At 50.8% G+C, this 18,322-nt stretch carries 11 protein-coding genes and 1 tRNA gene; 2 read left to right on the plus strand and 10 right to left on the minus strand.

The genetic code is table 11. From position 1 onward, the window contains the following. Positions 1-119: 119 nt before the first annotated feature. Together MKQ68_RS20150 and MKQ68_RS20155 are read left to right on the plus strand one after the other, a co-directional pair. Positions 120-689 carry a MarC family protein gene (locus MKQ68_RS20150; RefSeq protein ID WP_264280668.1) on the plus strand — a complete coding sequence of 190 codons (570 nt, stop codon included), beginning with the start codon at positions 120-122 and terminating at the stop codon, positions 687-689. A gap of 44 nt (positions 690-733) precedes the next feature. Further along, positions 734-805, plus strand: a tRNA-Arg gene (locus MKQ68_RS20155). 53 nt (positions 806-858) lie between these two features. Here the strand turns inward: MKQ68_RS20155 and MKQ68_RS20160 are convergent. From MKQ68_RS20160 to MKQ68_RS20205, 10 genes are all read right to left on the minus strand, one after another. Beyond that, positions 859-1,323 (minus strand): hypothetical protein, encoded by a 465-nt coding sequence (locus tag MKQ68_RS20160; protein ID WP_264280669.1) that lies wholly within the window; start codon positions 1,321-1,323, stop codon positions 859-861. Positions 1,324-1,456: 133 nt separating this feature from the next. Beyond that, positions 1,457-2,449 (minus strand): Hint domain-containing protein, encoded by a 993-nt coding sequence (locus MKQ68_RS20165; protein WP_264280670.1) that lies wholly within the window; start codon positions 2,447-2,449, stop codon positions 1,457-1,459. 11 nt (positions 2,450-2,460) lie between these two features. Next, positions 2,461-3,621 (minus strand): pyridoxal phosphate-dependent aminotransferase, encoded by a 1,161-nt coding sequence (locus MKQ68_RS20170; protein ID WP_264280671.1) that lies wholly within the window; start codon positions 3,619-3,621, stop codon positions 2,461-2,463. A 34-nt stretch (positions 3,622-3,655) separates the two neighbouring features. Next, positions 3,656-5,212: a flavin monoamine oxidase family protein gene (locus MKQ68_RS20175; protein ID WP_264280672.1), complete on the minus strand. Its 1,557-nt coding sequence runs from the start codon at positions 5,210-5,212 to the stop codon at positions 3,656-3,658. Between the two features lie 625 nt (positions 5,213-5,837). Continuing rightward, positions 5,838-6,755, minus strand: coding sequence for a glycoside hydrolase family 43 protein (locus MKQ68_RS20180; RefSeq protein WP_264280673.1), 918 nt, complete (start codon positions 6,753-6,755; stop codon positions 5,838-5,840). 7 nt (positions 6,756-6,762) lie between these two features. After that, positions 6,763-9,885, minus strand: a complete 3,123-nt coding sequence (lacZ, locus tag MKQ68_RS20185) for a beta-galactosidase, LacZ type (RefSeq protein ID WP_264280674.1) — start codon at positions 9,883-9,885, stop codon at positions 6,763-6,765. Between the two features lie 11 nt (positions 9,886-9,896). Next, positions 9,897-11,855 carry an alpha-L-arabinofuranosidase C-terminal domain-containing protein gene (locus MKQ68_RS20190; protein ID WP_264280675.1) on the minus strand — a complete coding sequence of 653 codons (1,959 nt, stop codon included), beginning with the start codon at positions 11,853-11,855 and terminating at the stop codon, positions 9,897-9,899. Positions 11,856-12,140: 285 nt separating this feature from the next. Then, positions 12,141-13,673 carry a RagB/SusD family nutrient uptake outer membrane protein gene (locus MKQ68_RS20195; RefSeq protein ID WP_264280676.1) on the minus strand — a complete coding sequence of 511 codons (1,533 nt, stop codon included), beginning with the start codon at positions 13,671-13,673 and terminating at the stop codon, positions 12,141-12,143. An 18-nt stretch (positions 13,674-13,691) separates the two neighbouring features. Then, on the minus strand, positions 13,692-17,192 hold the full coding sequence (locus MKQ68_RS20200; RefSeq protein ID WP_264280677.1) for a SusC/RagA family TonB-linked outer membrane protein: 3,501 nt from the start codon (positions 17,190-17,192) through the stop codon (positions 13,692-13,694). A gap of 233 nt (positions 17,193-17,425) precedes the next feature. Beyond that, entirely contained in the window at positions 17,426-18,307 is an 882-nt protein-coding gene (locus tag MKQ68_RS20205) for a FecR family protein (protein WP_264280678.1), read from the minus strand. Positions 18,308-18,322: the final 15 nt, after the last annotated feature.

An 18,322-nucleotide genomic window follows, 5' to 3' on the forward strand; every position in this document is an offset into this window, starting at 1 on the left:
GGGATGTTTTTGCTCACAAAGGTTTAAATTAATAACAAATTAGATATTTTCGCGCAAACCGGGGCCTCAGCTGCTAAATTACAGCGCACCGGCCACATCTTGACAAAAATACTTACCCTATGTTTAGTTTCGACCAAATCTTTACGATCAGCTTCACTTTATTTGCGGTGATCGATATCCTGGGCTCCGTTCCTATCCTGATATCGTTGCGGGAAAAGATCGGGGAGATCAGCGCTGCCAAGGCCACCCTGGCTTCCGGCGTATTGATGGTACTGTTCCTGATGGTGGGCGAGCCTTTCCTGAGGCTGATGAGCGTAGACGTGCAGTCGTTCGCGGTTGCCGGTTCCATCGTGATCTTCGTGATAGGCCTGGAAATGATACTGGGGATTGAGTTTTTCAAGAGTGATAACGATACAAAGACGGGCAGCCTGGTGCCTATCGCCTTCCCGCTGATAGCCGGTTCCGGCACCCTTACTACGATCATGTCGCTGAAAGCTGACTTCAACGACTCCAACATTTTTGCCGGCATCTTCATTAACCTGGTGATCATTTACGTGGTGCTTCGCTCCCTCAGTTTTATAGAACGCATCCTCGGCAAAGCCGGCCTGATGGTAATCCGCAAGTTCTTTGGGGTGATTTTGCTGGCCATCGCCGTAAAAATCTTTAAAAGCAACATCGGGAACATCTAAAATTCTAATTAAAAACTTAGCTTTGCACTCCCCTGTGGGGAACCGGTCTCGTAGTACAATGGATAGGACGAGGGTCTCCGAAGCCCTAGATGCAGGTTCGATTCCTGCCGAGACCACAAACAAAAAAGGGATGCACCCGGCATCCCTTTTTCTTTATAACAACATCTTTCTACATCGCCCCGGCAGTCATAACTGCTCCCACGATCGCAGCAATGATCGCTAACACATAGAAACATAAGATAACGATCGTAAACACCCCTACGAACTTAAAGCAGGACTTCAGGTTGCCAACGGATTGATTAAAGTTGTTCTGGTCAATACTGTGCAATGCCTTTTGCATTTTGCCCGCAAAAAGGAACAGGAAGTAGCAAGGGAAGAACCAGATAACACCGATGCCCACATACATGCCGGTCATTACACCGCCGAAAGCACGGGTGGCAGAACTGTCTATGCCTCCCATAGCTGCGCCGTAGCTGGCCATCATTACAGACCTCATAAAAAAGGCGCCAACAATCATGAGGGCACTCAGTACAAATCCAACAACAGCCAGGAACTTGGCCCAACGGGCGGCCTGACCCAGGTAGGACGCGGATTCTGCATCTACGCGCAGCTCGAACAAATCTTGATTAATCATCGGGTTAAAGGTTTTGGATAAAATTATACAAAATTTCTATTTGTTTCACTTTCTGAGTGTGTAGATTATTGGTGTCTTCACACAAAAACGGCGACGCATCACACGCCGCCGTTCAATATGAGGGCAGGATAGATTATTTCTGTAACACCATCACTCCATTCATGAGGAAGGTGCTACCGCCATCGGCGACGATGTTGTACACGGCTTGCGTGCCGCCGGCTTTCTCGGTTTTACGCACCACGGTGAACTTACGGTATTCGCCGGTCTGCTCGTCCCGGCACAGCACCTCTTCATCCACACCGACGTCGCCGATCTTCTTACGACCAGCCGCAGTGGTCATGGGATGGTTGGGCGTGGCCTCCAGCAGGCGGACGGAGAGTTGTACTTCCTTTGCACTGGCGGTTTCTTTCTCGTTGGCGGACAACAGCAACAACTGTGTGATCGCATAGTTTTTCGCCTCATGGGTGGTAAGTTCCTTTACGGTGACGGTGGTTGCGCCGTTCGTTGCTGGGTCTACGGTGACGATACGGTCGCCGGGCCTGACATCGCGCAACAGTTTCTGCGATCCGTCTGCCATGGCTACCTGTTGGGTGCCGGGGAAACAGATGTCACTGCCGTAGGTGCCGGATTCGTCTTTCAGGTCTTTGCCCTGGTGCTGGGCTTTATACAGCTGAAAACTGCATTCCTTGGAAAGGATGTAAGAGAGTTTCAGCACATAATTTTTTTCTTCCTTATCGATCGCGTGTATGTCTTCGAAATACTTGTTCCAGACTTTTGCATCGGCGGTAAAGTTGGGGATGAGCGCAGTATACAGTTTGCCTTTTTCGTTGGTGTAAAAGATGATGGTACCCAGGTCTTGCATCCCTTCTTTTAACAACAGCTTGTATATATCCACCCGCTTTTTAAGTCCGTCGTCGCCGGTGATGTAGTAGGGTTTACGCAGCTCATAGCGGTCAAGTACATACGTATTTTCAAACTTGGCGTACGTGTCATTGTCGAGGTCTTTAACGGTAAACTTCTTCGCCTTTTCATATTCTTCCATCGTAACGGGACGGGCGGCTTTGTCCTGCGCGGCGATTGACAACGCACTACTTACTAACAAACACAGTAATACTAGTTTTCTCATCAACATAACATTTAAGATATTTCTTTAAAAGCAGCAGCAAAGGCTTCCATTTCATCCATCCGGCCGATGCTTACGCGGCACCATTCTTTTCCGCCAAACTTCCAGGGGCGCACGCCTACTCCACGTTTCATCATCTCCTGTACAAAGCGTTCGCTATCCATCTTAACGGGGAACATCACGAAATTTGCTACAGACGGAATGTAAGAATAGCCTTCTGCTGTGAGGGTTTTATATAAAAAGGCCTTGCTCTCGTTGGTTTTGGCCAGCGCGCCGGAAAGGAACTCCTTATCCTGGTAGGCCGCCGTGGCTGCATGTATCGCCGGACCAGAAATCGAAAACATTCCCGGTGTGAGGACCTCTAACTTCTTTACGGTTTCAGGCAGTGCGATCATATAACCTACGCGTAAACCCGCAAAACCATACAACTTCGAAAACGTGCGTGCTACGATAATGTTCTGCCCTTTCTTCACCGCGGCGATCATGGTAGCGGCGGCGGGATCGGGCATGTAGTCGATGTATGCTTCATCTACCATCACCATTGTCTTTTTAGATACCCGTTCGCAGAACGACTGCAATTTGGCAATATCTACTGCGGTGGCAGTGGGATTGTTGGGATTGCAGATGTACACAAGTTTCGTATTGGCATCGACGGCCTTTTCCATCGCGTCCAGGTCGAGTTTGTAGTCGGCGGTCAGCGGTACTTTTTTACAGGTGGCACCGAAACGTTCTGCCTGTTCGGGCAAATCGTCGTAGGTAGGATCGCCCGTAACCAGGTTGCCGCCTTCTCTGCAAAATGCAATAGCCGCCGCCATCAGCAAGGGCGATGAACCGGAGGAGAACAGCAGCATATCTTTTTGTATGCCTTCGTGCGCCAGTACTTTTTGTACGAGCGTATCGAAGTGCATAAATGCGTATTGGTAAGAAGTAGAGAGATGATCGATGATTGCCTTGCGCGCCTTTTCGGACGGACCAAAAGGGTTCTCGTTCGCGAACAACCGGGCTTTCAGCTCGGGCGGCGCCAGTCGCGCAAACTCCGCATCGCTTAACTGCCGGTTGGGATTACTCGTCCTTACAGGCGCAGCAAAACTCCCGAAGGACGACAGGAAAGGCAAGCCTCCTGTAACAATTGCGCCTGTCCGCAGCCAGTCGCGCCGGTTCATTAACGTAGGCATAAAATAGATTTATGGTTGATAAATAATCGTTCGTTTATGGTGCCATCACCCTTGCATGAATATCTGCCACTGTTTTACGGGCCGACTCAAAAGCCCCGGCCATCCAGGCATTCAGATACGTCATATGTTCGCCGGCGAAATATACTTGCTTGTCCGGCTGCTGTAATGCAGCGTAGGCCGATTTACGGGCAGCTCCTGTGTACAGCGCCCATCCGCCTAAACTGTGTTCCGTTTTGTGCCAGCACACAGAAAAACCAGTCTCAAACTCCTGCGCATATTGCGGATGAATGAGGCGACCTTTGTCCAGCGCCATTTGTTGCCGCTGTGCAAAATCGAGGTCACCGGTGCGTTTGGCGCGTTCATTGAAATTATAAGCCCCGATCAGGATGCCCTTTTTGCCGAGATAGTCGTAAGATGGATAAAATATTTGTGCCAGTTCGTTGTTCGTGTGGGTGATGCCCCCGTAAATCTGCTCGTCTTCTTCCCAGAAGCGTCGTTTAAACTGCAACCCGATTTTGCAGGTTTGCATATAAGGTACCGTGTCTATCGCCCGGCTTACATCCGAAGAAAAATTGTGGTCGATATTACTGAGCACGGGCAGCGGTATTGTACAAATGCAAAGATCGGCCTTTAGTTGTTTCGCGCCGTCTTTATCTTTATAATTCACCGTCACACCTTCCGGCTGGTTATGAATGGCTGTTACCTCACATCCGAAACGTATCTGCCTGCCCACTTTCTTTTCCAATGCTTTCACGATCACGTCCATCCCGCCAATGGCCTGAAACATCGTCATCTGCAGCTCATACGCATATTCTGCCACGTTGTAAAAGTCCGGGTCCATTAACCCCGATGCAATAATGTCGGCCAGTTTATGCGGTTGATCGGCGATACGCCCCGATTTACTTCCAGCACCGGGATGTTCAATAAACCCGCGCCGGTCGGATGCTTTGTAAAGCTTATCCACGTCCAGCCCGCCTTCCGCCCGTAAAAACTCGATGATCTTTTGTGTGTCTTCCTTTGTAAGCGCCGCATCCAGCTGATGCTGATCGATCGCCTTGGCCAGCATTTCGGCCGTATATCCGCGCACATCGTTATGTATCTCGCGCACGCGCACTTTTTTGTTGCTGAGCGCCCCTTTTCCTTCTGCAAAGTAATAAGCCGCCTCGTTAATGTTGTTATACACCTGCAACGGCACTCCCAGTTCCTTACAATAATGTAGCGTAAGCTCATGATGATGCGGAATACGCGAAGGCCCCGCATTGAAGTATTGCCCTTCATCGAAGGCAGCCGTTTGCACCGGCGCCCCGCTCTCCTTGTTAATAGCACCTTTGCGTACCGTAAAACATCGGCCACCAGCGCGACTACGGGCTTCCAGTATAGTACATTGATACCCCAGCTTACCTAATTCGTAAGCCGCCGTCATGCCAGCCAGACCCGCACCCAGTATCAATACATGTTTACCGGCAGCATCTCCATCCAGGTCAAATGCATACGCCGGTGCAGGCCTGAGCATGCCCAGGGCCATCATGGCAGGGTAAGTGGCAAGGGCGGAGGTACCATTGCGCAGGAACGCTCGTCTGGATATAGGCATTTAGATGAATGTTTACTGACCCTTTAAAAATAATCGATTTTTTGGTTGCTATACCAACTATTGATCGAATAGTTAAAAAATGGATATGATTGGCGAGTATTTGGCAACCACCTTCTGCCTCTTTATTAAGCCCCCGTTGTGTCACTCCCTTGTACGCCATCGCCCTACTCACCAAAGTGCGAGCAGCTTCCTGCTAACCCGCTGAAAAGTTGCCAGATCCTATACGCATCCTTCGTTCATCCTTCGTATATGGTTCGTATATCGTTCGTATATGCTTCGTTCACGTACGAATCATTTACCTAGTATCAACGAAGGACTAAAGTAGTATCTACCTAGGATGCGGCAAGGAACTTTAAACGATGTAAAAAGGATGCAGCATGGCCGCGCGAACGCTACACAAGCGTTCGCTGCGTCGCGCTGAAGTGGATGGGAACGGCGATTAGCTTTGCACAAGCAGGCACCTCATTCGACATAACGAAGAAGCGTCAGCTTCGCGGACGGCGAGCTTCGACACCGGGCAACTTACCGGCAAGGATGACTTCAAGAAGAGGAAGGTTGTTCTGCCGTTGAAGTGAGTGACACAACGGCGGTTGGGACGAGCGGGGATGCTCGTCCCATTAAAATTTTATTGCAGGCGGTCTACGACTTCCCGCTTCACTTTAAGGACGGTGCCGTGGCGGATGCCTTTGGGCATAGACAGGCGGTCGCTTTCGTCTTTCCAGTTAACGAGGTCGGTGGAGGTGACTACGCCATATTTGTGCTGGGTGTACTTGTCGAAATACACCATCCAGGTATTGCCGATCTTGATGGCGGTAGGGCCTTCTGCCCAATAATTGCCGGTAATGGGTGTGGTGGGCTTGCCGTAGCCGCTGGTGAGCTTATTGCTGGTTACCAGGTACAGCTTCTTTTGCGGTACGGGCTTCACGGTTTCGTCCTTCAGGAACATGAGGTAACGTTTACCGTCGGGCTGAATGGTGGCGTCGATCACATTGAAGCCCTGGTCGTACAGGAGCTGGGCTTTGGTGTAGGTTTTAAAATCCTTCGTCGTCACGTAATACATGCGATGGTTGTTATCGCCGAGTGTATCGGTGGCGGGGAAGCGGCCGGGAATCGTAGTGGCCCAGTAAATCACGTATTGCTTCTTTTTGGCATCGTAGGTGATTTCAGGCGCCCAGCAATTGCTGGCATTTTCGTGCGCCATCACCGGTACGTTCTGTTGCCCGGACCAATGTACCAGGTCTTTCGAAGAGGCATACCCAATGGTTTTTTCATGCCAGCTTACAGTCCATACCATGTGGAACAGGCCATCCGGCCCCTGAATAATACAGGGATCGCGCATCAGTTTATCCTTGCCGGCGGTGGGCTTTAAGAAGGAGCTGTCGCCGCGCAGTGACTTCCAGTTATAACCATCTTCGCTCCAGGCCAGGTGCAGGCCATCTTCGCCGTTGCCTTTGAAGTAAGAGAACAGTAACACATCTTTCTGCTGGGCGAAAGTAGCGCCGGCAAAAAGCATCCATAAAACACTCATTAATAGTTTCCGCATAATCATTCTATTTTCCAGGTATCAATCTAATAATGTAACTGTAGCTGTACGTTTTGTCGAGCAGGCGGTATTGCCTGTGCGGCAAAGCGCCCCAGCTGTCGTCGCCCCCAAGTCCGCGCTGCTTCAGGTCTACATGAAGGTACACTTCCTTCCGGGGTTTAATATCGGTCCAGTGTTGCTGTTTCTTTGTAAGCCCCGGATCGAGATCTTCGGCCATGTGGTGAAGGGCAGAGAAGCCCAGTGGCTGCAGCCCTTCCACAGACAAGCCAGTGCCGGTATTGTCTGTCAGCGTTAACCAGCGAACATCTGTTTTATAGCCATTCTCCTGTGGACGAATGTAATTCTCCGTACCCTGGTTGCTTACGCTGTCATTATAAATTCCCAGGAACGATGCGGTGTTACGATCGCTGTAGTTCTCCCAGGGGCCACGACCATAGTACGACAATTTTTTGTAGGCGGGCGGCAGTTGCATCCGCATACCGAAGCGTGGTAACTCGGGCAGCTCGCGGCCCGTCATATCGATGGCCGCAGTGACTTTTACGGCGCCATCGTTCTGCACGAGGTACTCCAGGGTGTACGGTACGCCAATGCCTGTCAGTTCATAATCCACTTTTACTTTTACGCCTTCGCTGTTCTGCTCACCGATCGTTACGTTCTTCACTTTACGGTTAACGTGCGCCGTGCGCCAAATGCCGAGGTTCGACTCCATACCGTTACCAAAGTCGTTGTCGGTAGGGGCGCGCCAGAAGTAAGGTTCCGGCAGCTGGTCGAGTATACGTTTACCTTTAAGGCCATAGCGGCTCAAACGGCCGGACGCTACGTCAAACTCGCCGGTGATGTCGCCCGCAGTAAAGGTTACTTTCCTGTTATCGCGCGCAACTTTCAGTGCGCCGCCTTTGTCAGACTTCGTTTCAAAGTAACGGTCTTTGCCGACGATGAACTGCTCGTTCGCTATTTCGTAACCGGCTGGCAACAAGCGATCAGCTGCTTTCGTATAGGCAGAAAGGTTAAGACGATATTCCACGCCCGGCGCGTCGGTGATGTAACTACGCAGGTCTACCGGTACGCTGGCATATGCACCCGGAGCGGCCTTGATCGCAAACTCGGTTTCTTTTACCAGCTCGCCGTTTTTGTACAAGGCCCATTTATAGGTAAACTGATCTGCATTGGTAAACGCGTAATGGTTGTATATCTGTACCAGGTTTTTATCCAGAGAAGCATCAGAGAAGCGCAGGTTCTGATACACCTTTTTCACCTCCTTCAATGCAGGATGCGGTACACGGTCCGACCCGATAAGGCCGTCGGAGCAGGAGTTTTCGTCATTCTGTAAATGATAAGCGCCGAAGTCGCCACCATACGCCCAGTAGTAGCGCCCACCGGCTGTTTCGGTTTTAATGCCCTGGTCCACCCAATCCCATATAAAACCACCCTGCATATGCGGACTACTGCGAATAATATCGAAGTATGCCTGGAAGTTGCCGGTGCTATTACCCATGGAGTGCGCATATTCGCACATGATGTACGGGCGTTTTTTATCGGTGGCTTTCGCATAGTCTTCCATGTTGCGGATGCGCGGGTACATGGGGCATACGATATCTGTATCCCAATCTTCGCCTGCCTGCTCAAACTGCACCGGGCGGCTCTTATCGCGCTCCTTCAGCCATTTGTACATATCATGAAAAACGGGGCCGTTGCCACATTCGTTGCCCATACTCCAAATAATGATGGAGGCGTGGTTCTTATCCCGTTCGAACATGCGTTTAATACGATCTACATGCGCCGGCGCCCACAGTGGCAGGTAAGCAGGGTGCTTCGACTTATCGAACCAGGCCTGGAATTCGGCGCCCATACCATGGGTTTCTATATTGGCTTCATCTACCAGGTAAATACCGTATTCATCGCACAGCTTGTACCAGTACGGATCGTTCGGGTAGTGGCTGTTACGAACGGCGTTGATGTTGTGCTGCTTCATCAGCTGAATGTCTTTCAGCATGAGGGCGCGGCTGGGTACGTGGCCGTTAATTTCATCATGCTCGTGGCGGTTCGTGCCGTGTACGGCCATTGGTACGCCGTTCAGTAATAATTGAGCGTTCCTGATTTCCACTTTGCGGAAGCCGACCTTTTGTTGCAGCATGCCGAGCGAGCGGCCGTTATCGCCGGTAAGCGACAGCTGTAAATCATACAGGTAAGGCGACTCGCTGCTCCAGCGTTTTACGTTTTTCACGTTCGCATCAAAGTGAATGCGATAGCTGGTATCACCGTTCACGGTTACACTGCGTTGTGCGGCGAATACTTTGCTACTGCCGTCTTTCAGTTGCACCTGTAACGTAGCGTTCTTCAGATCAGCACCTGCGAACTTACGCAGGTCTACATCCAGGCTGAGCGTACCATTACGGTAGCTGTTGTCGAGGCCTGCACGCACGAAATAATCCCAGATAGTAAGCTTGGGCTGGGCATACAGGAACACATCGCGTTCGATGCCGCTGAAGCGCCAGAAGTCCTGGTCTTCCAGGTAACTGCCATCGTGCCAGCGAAACACTTGCACGGCCAGCAGGTTTTCACCGGCTTTCAGGTATTTGGTGATGTTAAATTCCGCTTCTGTTTTTGATGCTTTGCTCATCCCAACACGCTGTCCGTTCACATACACGAACGCACAGCCGGTGATGGAGCCGAAGTGAATCAACACTTCCTTATCGTGCCAGTTGGCCGGTACCGTAAACGTTTTGCGATACGTACCCACCGGGTTGTTATCGCCTACGAATGGCGGATTACGCGGGAACATATAAGTGATGTTGGTAAACACCGGCAATCCGAAACCCTGCAACTCCCAGTTAGAAGGCACTTGTATGTCCTTCCACTCGTTGGCGTCCAGGTCGGGACGGTAAAACTCGGTAGGACGGGCAGAGGCTTTGTCAGCGTACCAGAACTTCCACTTACCGTTCAGGGATTGGTAGTAGGACGAGCGGCTGTAATCTTCGGAAGAAATTTCGCTGGCATTGTCGAACAACATAAAGCCTGCGCGCGGCTGCTCTTTGTTGATCTCGTACAGGGCCGGATTTTCCCACTCCTGCTGCTGTGCGGCCACGACGTTGGTGGCCAGCAAGGCAGCTATTAAAAAAGGTTTCATCATTATCTGTGCTGTTACTTGATCGGTACCGTGATCACTGTAAAGGAAGAAGGCGCCAGTGTGTTTTTCCAGCCTTTCGCCTGCGTTTTAGCCGTGCTGCTGACAGGATACACCTCTTTCGGTTTTTCCAGCGTATTGTAGCTGTACAGGTCCGACGCGACCAGTGTTTCCACCTTCGTGTCTTTATTGGCAGCTATGCCGGCCACATCCAGCGTAATATTTTTAGTTTGGGAAGATATGTTTACCAGTTTGATATAGGCCACCTTCGCCTTTTTATCCAGCACGGCGCTGGCGTACAAGCTATCCTGCCCCGTCAGGAATTTACCGTTAGCGGTGATAGGCAGTACATTAGTACCGGCGTAATTCGCATATGCTTTCTGCACATAGTAGTTAGGTGTGGCCACGGTCTGCAGATTATCGAACCAGATGAGGTCCGGGCGCCATTGCCAGGCTTCCACGTGCGCGAACAGCGGTGCGTAAGAACACATGTGTACTACGTCTGCATTACGCTCCAGCCCCGTCATAAAGGCGGCTTCGGCCAGGGCGCTCAGCCAGGTATTACGTGATTCGGCTTGTGGCTGTTCTTTCGCGTGTGCAGCATATTCACCGGCAAACACTTTCGGGCCCTTACGGTCGTAGTTGTCGTAACGGGCAGCGTTCTGGAAAAACCACTCCGGCGGACGGTAGTAATGTTCGTCGATCAGCGGCGCGTTAAGTTTCTTCAGTTCCTTCCAGGCAAAGTCAAACTCCTTCCCGCTTGCACCGGGGCCAGAGCCGGATACCAGTACGATTTCCGGATGTTTCTTCTCCAATACTTCTGCAAACAATTTATAACGATCGATGTATTGTACATCCCACTGCTCGTTACCAATGCCGAGGTATTTCAGGTTAAAGGGAGCCGGATGGCCCATGTCTGCACGCAGTTTACCCCATTTGGTAGCCGTGCTGCCATTCGCAAATTCGATCAGGTCCAGCGCGTCCTGGATGTAGGGATCCAGTTCATCGAGCGCTACTACTTCACCGGTATTGTATTGACAAGCCATACCGCAGTTGAGGATGGGCAATGCGGTGGAACCTAAATCTTCTGCCAGCTGAAAATATTCGAAGAAGCCCAGGCCGAACGTCTGGAAGTAATCCGGCGCGTTGCGGTGGGAGAACTCGGTATTCCAGCGGTTGATGATCAATTCTCTTTCTTCCGGTTTACCAACAGTTTTTTTCCACTGATAACGGTTGCTTAAGTCGCGGCCTTCCACGATACAACCGCCGGGGAAGCGGATGAAGCCAGGTTTCAGTTCCGCCAGTTTCTCCACTAAATCTTTTCTCAAACCACCGGGGCGGCCTTTCCAGGTATCTTTCGGGAACAGGGATATCATATCCGCCTCCACCGTTCCATTTCCTTCAAAGTATACTTCCAGCTTCGCTTTGGCTTCGGTTTTAGTAGCCGTTAAGGAAGCGGTATGTTTATTCCATTCGCCGTTTAGTCCGCCCAGGGTCGTCTCCCCCAGTTTTTCACCGGCAGGACTTACCAGTACGATACGCAGTTTCACGTTACCGCTGGCCTGGCGCGCCCACAGTGAAAAATCATAGGCAGCGCCCTGCTTTACACCCATGCCGCGGAAGCCTTCGTTAGACAGGCCGTACTGACCGTCTACCGTAATGCTCGCATAACGTGGGTTAGCAGGATTAGCGGTTTTGTGATTATTGATCAGTGTTTTCCCTTTCAGGCCTTCGCGCTTCACTTCTTTCCAGGCCATCATTGGTACGCTAAATTCGAAGGAGCGGTTCTTCACCATTTCTGCATAAAGGCCACCATCTGCGGCGAAGTTGATGTCTTCGAAAAAGATGCCCCACATCGTGGGCTGTATCGCAACACCAGGTTTATTCGCCTGCACCGTGATGGTTTGTGCATTTGCGCCTGCCATGGCCTGTGTAACTAAGAGCAGCGACAATCCTGCTTTGTGGAGAAGATTCATAAGTACCAGTTCTCTTATTGTTAGTTGATAAAGTTTTACTGCTCACGTTTCCAGATATACGTCCGGCGCTGGTAGCAGCTGCCGCGAACACGTGGAATAAAGGAACGAATCTAATAATAATTGTTAAATTAACACTTAATTATCTATCGCTAAAATACTTTTAATCGTTCCGCCTGCGTAGCAGTAATTTAACCTTTACTTACCGTATATTAACCCATTGATCAGTGGTAATACAAAAGGGCGCACCGGAAACCGGCGCGCCCGTCACATATAAAAACTGAGTGGTTAATAGTTCAGGTTCTGGCTAATGCCAGCCACCAAAACATCATTGTTCGGAATCGGTAAAACTTCATGTTTATTTGGGGTGAAGCCAAGTGTGCCCAGCATAGCGGCAGCACGGCCCCAGCGTACAAGATCTACATAACGATGGCCTTCAAACGCCAGCTCCAGCTGCCTTTCCAGCACAATAGCCTCGAACAGCGCGGTGCCACTTGCGGTTACTTCACCCAGACCGGCACGCAGCCTGACTTTCTTCAATTCTGCACGGGCACGGCCTTCATCGCCTGCGCGGTAATAAGCTTCGGCTGCCATGAGTAACACGTCGGCATAACGTACGAGCCGCCAGTTGGTACCGTAGTTCAGTTCGGACACAGCACCTCCTGCACCATTGGTTTGTCCCTGGTAGGAGCCGTACTTCCGCTGCAGGAAGCCCTCAAAGTCCCAGCTGGTAGGGCTGGTCCAGTCGCCACCGGCTGCCTGCAACTCGCCGATGGACATTACAGTGTTCTGCCTGCGCTTCACATCACCAGCAGCTACATAGGCATTGTACAACGCAGGTTTGGGCAGGTTAAAGCCCCAGCCTGCGATCAGCGAATCGCCGGGAGCTTTTTTATAATAATCGGCGCGGGGACCCATCAGCTGTATATGAATGTTACTTTCCAGCGCGCGGCCGTTATCCCAGGGAAAGTTACCCCAGTCGTACGGCACGTTGGACACGTAGTTCACTTCGAACAACGATTCGATGCCGAATTCGCCTGCCAGTGAGAACACGCGACCAAAATCAGGCTCCAGGTCAAACTGTGTCGACTTGATTACCAGGTCGAACTGTGCGGCAGCCGGCCCCCATTTCTCCTGGTATAGCAGCGCCTTGCCAAGGATCGCCTGGGCGGCACCTTTAGAAATCCGGAATTTATCGCCTGCACTGTATTCACTTTTCAAAGGCAGATCGGGGATCGCTTCGGTCAGGTCTTTTTCGATTTGTGCATACACATCTGCCTTGGGCGTTCTTGGCGTATTACGAAAATCGCTTAGCGAGATGGCTTTGGTGACGATGGGCACATCTCCCCAAAGACTCACCAGTTCTAAGTAGTTATAAGCGCGAATGGCTTTTGCTTCTGCGATCAGCCTTTTACGCAACGTATTCTCGGGTTTTACATTATTGATCACGAGGTTGGCGCGTGCGATCGTGTAGTAACACATACGCCAGGCACCAAACACGGCCTCGTTCTGCGAGTCGAAGGTAAAATCGTCGAGCGCCTGGTAGCCGGGTTGGTCGCCAGGGCCATTGCCACCGGCATTACTTTCATCCGAAGGAAATGTTTTTACCAGCGTAAGGCTCGACCAGCCAAAGTTATAGTGCGCGGAAAGGAAGTCGTACACCGCAGTGGTGGCCTGTAAAGCATCTGCATCCGTTTTATAAAACCCGTCAATAGGTAGCCGCCCAGGAATTTCCTGGTCAAGGAAACTCTTGGAGCAGCTACCAGTCAGCATGAACGTGGATGCACTAAAGAAGGCTATTTTAAGAATCGAATTTTTCATGATAACGTGTTTTGCTGTTTAGAAACTCACATTCAAACCAAACATCAGCTTACGGGGAATAGGATATACACCGCGGTCGATCCCAAGACTGTTATTGTTGTTACTGCCTGCTTCAGGGTCCATACCGGGGTAGTCGGTAAAGGTGAAGAAGTCGTCGAGCGACACATACACTCTTGCACGGGTAATGCTGGCGCGGCTCAACAACGTTTTAGGCAGTGAATAACCCAGTTGCAGCTGGCGGATGCGGGTGTAAGATCCATCGAAGATCATCTTATCAGAGTTGTACGCATACTCGCTGTTCGTATTCGCGGCAAACCAGGTATTGGTGCTGCCGGCGCCTGTCCAGCGGTCGTTATAGAAAAACACGGGTTTATTTGCAGTAGGCCTGTCCACACGATTGAAGCCCATAAAAATATCGTTGCCACTCTGCCCCTGTAAAAACATCAGGAAGTCGAAGCCTTTGTACGAAAGGTTAATGCGGCCGCCGTAGATCAGCTTTGGATGCGGGCTGCCTATCTCGGTATGGTCTGCATTGGAAATGCTTTTATCGCCATTTACATCTACTACGATAGGATCACCTGGTTTGGGATTATAACCGGTAATACCCGTGGTGGCGAGGTATTTCGTGATCTCTGCCTGGTCCTGGAAGATACCGTCTGTTTTATAACCGCGGAAGTACCATACGGGATAACCCACTTCGAAGAACGTGGCCGTGTAGCCGGTACCGAGGCCGGTGCCGAACAGGCGTTGTACGAATGGGTTCAGGTAAGTTACTTCGTTGTTCAATGTGGCGAGGTTACCGCCGATTTCCCACTTAAACTCGCGGTCGTCGTTACGGTAATTCAGGTCGATTTCGATACCCTGGTTGCGTACGTCACCGCTATTTACGAAGGGCAGCGCAAAACCAGCAAAGCCTGGCGCCGTACCCGGTGAAATCAGATCTTTGGTGGTTTTATTGTAGTAGTCTACCGATAAGTTTACCTTATTACTGAACATCGCCACATCAAAGCCTACATCGATGTGATTACTTTCTTCCCACTTCAGCTGCGGGTTGGCAATGTTAGCCGCTTCCGCACCTACGAGAAAAGCGCCGTTCGCATCCGCATAACGTAATCCCTGCGCGGTAATCACCGACGCCCACTGGCCAATACCTACATTCGACAGGCTACCATTCACACCCCAGCTGGCGCGCAGCTTCAGGTAATCCATAAACGATACCGAATTTTTAAAGAACGGTTCGTTGGAGATCACCCAGCCTGCAGACACAGAAGGGAATGTGCCCCATTGATTATCCGGCGGCAAAACAGAACCACCATCGCGGCGCACGGTCACGTTCAGCAGGTATTTATCGTCGTAATCGTAAATAATACGACCGTAGTAAGAAAGTAATTGCCTGTACGTTTGCAGCCCTGCGATACGGTCAACGTCATCCGGTGTAAAATCGCTGTAAGCAAATTTATCTTCCTCTGCAAACATGCCCGAGGAGCTGCCGTTCAAACGATTATACCCCATCTTCATAGCTGACATACCCGCGAGCACCGTCAGGTTGTTTTTACCGAAGGTTTTGGTATAGTTGGCGAAGTTCTCCCACTGCCAGGTAAACCAGCTTTCGTTGTTGTCCGTTACACTGGCTATGGTATTTAATCTTTCGGAGGAATACCAGAACGTAGGCGCCCAGGAGTGATTACGTTGAAAGGCAGCATCGATACCGAAGCGGCTCGTCAGTTTCAGCCCTTTGATCGGCTCCAACTCAGCGAACACGTTACCTACGATCTTACTTTGTTTCGTTTCCTGGTTGGTGTTATGTATTTGCGCGATCGGGTTGGATATCTCGCCCTTTACGAAATTGGAGATGCCATAATAGTTACCCTGGTTGTCGCGGCTGAGTGGATTGTTTGCACTCAGGGCAGACTGTGCATGTGCAGGTAGCGTGCCGGAATAAATCACCGGCGTGATCGGGTCCATGAGGATGGCGTTATTGATGACTGCGCCAAACTCGGAATCTTCCGTTACACCCCTTCTTTTAAAGTGAGAAAAAGAGAAGCGGTTACCTACGTTCAGCCAGGGTTTTACTTTATAATCGGTGTTGATGCGCAGCGTGTACCGATCGAATTTCGCTTTGCTGCCGCCGACTACGCCATCCTGCGAAAAGATAGTACCGCCGATGAGGTAAGACGATTTATCCGTACCGCCGCTGAGGTTTAACGCATAACGTTGCAGCGGGGCCGTTTCAAATATTTCGTTCAGCCAGTCAGTACCTTTTACACCCGCAATATCTGCTGGCGTAGGACGGTTAGCTGTGTTGGATTCATTCAGGTAAGTAGCGTATTGTTCCACGTTCATCAGCTTCATCGGGTTTTTCACCGACTGCTGACCGTATTGCATAGAGAAGTTGATTTCGCTGGATCCGGCTTTACCCGTTTTAGTGGTGATGATCACGACGCCGTTCGCGCCTTCTGCTCCGTAGATCGCTGCAGACGCACCGTCTTTCAACACCTCTACGCTTGCTATTTCAGACGGATCGAGATACTCGATACCACCGGCGCGCACTCCATCGATGATGTACAGCGGTTCGGCGGAACCATTGGATCCTGTTCCTCGTACCCTTACGCGCATGCTGCTACCGGGAGAACCGGAGGCTGGCAATACCGTTACACCCGGCGTACGGCCCTGTAATGCCTGTTCTATACGGCTGCTGGACACCGTCGCGATCTGCTCGGCCCTTACGGACGAGATGGCACCGGTTACCAGGCTCTTTTTTTGTGCGCCATACCCTACCACCACGATCTCGTTCAGGGCTTTATTGCTGGCGTCCAGCTGAATATTCAGCGTGGTGGGGCCGGTCACCAGCACTTCCTTTGCGTCGTAACCAATGAGGGAGAACACGAGGGTTTTGCCTACCGGCACTTCCAGGCTGAACGTACCATCTGATTTTACTTGTGTACCCCGGTTTTCACCTTTGATGAGTACATTGGCGCCGGGTAGTCCGTCGTTACCGGCGGCATCATTTACGGTACCGCTTACACGAACCGGGCGTACAGTGTCGGCCACCTGGTTAAACGATGATCCGGTGCCGCCCTTAGGGACAGACATCAGCAGCAGGATATCATCCTTCTTGTCCTTTTGCGACGGATTGCTGGAGGCCCCGCCGCGAACAGGTGCATCAACCGGTGCCGGCACGATTGCATACGTATTCGGCTGCACGATTTGTGCGTCGAGCCCCAGCGGGGCGAGCAGCGCACGCAGCATTTCATCTACGGCACGGTAACGCGAGGGATCGAACTCTATTTTAACGTCGGGTAATTTTTTGGCTTCGTAGAGCAAGTCTACTTTGTATGTTTTGTGGATTTCTTTTAACAGGGTAACGAGTGTCTTTTTAGACTTACCGCCTTGTTTTACAGATTGGTTCGTCCGGTTGTAGGCCAGGTCTTGCGGAAAGGCCGCGTACGACGAATAGCTGATTGCCGCCAATGCCGTAATGAACAAGCCTTGCCTGCAAAACAAAATTCGCTTTTTCATGATGTGGAATTGTTTAAAAGCGTTAAATATTTTCTCTTCTCCGATTTTAGTTGATATCAGCCATGTGTTGTTGTTGGTTACTTATGGGCGGATACTCTTTATCCGCCCATTTTTCGATTTAGATCCGTTTGCCAAGGATGCTAATAAGCGTGTCGTTTAACAGGTTGAATAATAATGGTGCGTTGGGATGTTCTCATAAACAAAGCTATAAGCGTAATAACTTATAAGCAGATCTAGTTTTTCGGTTTAAATATTAATTGCTTATCCTTTTTCTCGATATTGATGTTCATTGTAATCGAAAGTGCCTTTGCGAACTGGTCGATGTCGTCGGCCGAAAGGTCGCCGCTGATATCGCGGCTACGCAGCGATTCATCTGCTATCACTACCTCATAACCAAACCTGGTGCGTATCAGCGTGGTAATATCTTCCAGCGTCGTATTATCGAAATGGTACCGGTGATTACGCCAATCCGCTATCTGTTCCACATTGGTAAATACCCTCCGGAAATCCTTCTTCTGCGTGATCTGCACCTCATCGCCCGGACTCATTACGTACGCGTCGGGCCGTTCTTTACCGGTGAGTTGTACTTTACCTTCTGCCAGTGACACCGTGGTTTTTTGTTCCAGGATGTTTACGTTAAACCGCGTACCTAATACTTCTACATTTATATTATCTGTATGTACGATAAATTTAGCATTTCCGCTGCCCGGCTTTTTCGTGATTTCGAAGTACGCCTCTCCTTTCAGCCATACGGAGCGAGCTTCACTTGAGTTCCAGGCGGCTGGTACGCTAAGGGTGGAGTTAGCGTTGAGGAATACGATGGAGCTATCCGGCAGCACTACCCTTTTAATTTCGCCGTAGGCGGTGGTGATATCGTTGGTACGTGCGCAGTAAACCTGCCGACCGATGTACCAACCGGCCCCGATTACTAACAAAAAGGACATCACTGCGGCCACCCGGCGCAACTTCCGCCGCCTGTCGGCAGCGGCCATTTCGTTTGCTATACCCGCCTCCACCTGCTCCCAATTCTCCCGGGTCATTTCCCCCGGCACCGGCCTTTGCCGGAACCGGAAGGGCATTGATCCATCCTTCCCTGGCACCGAACGCTCGTCCATATCTTGCGTGCTTTT

Origin of the sequence: Chitinophaga horti (assembly GCF_022867795.2) — a bacterium.
Lineage (GTDB): Bacteria > Bacteroidota > Bacteroidia > Chitinophagales > Chitinophagaceae > Chitinophaga > Chitinophaga horti.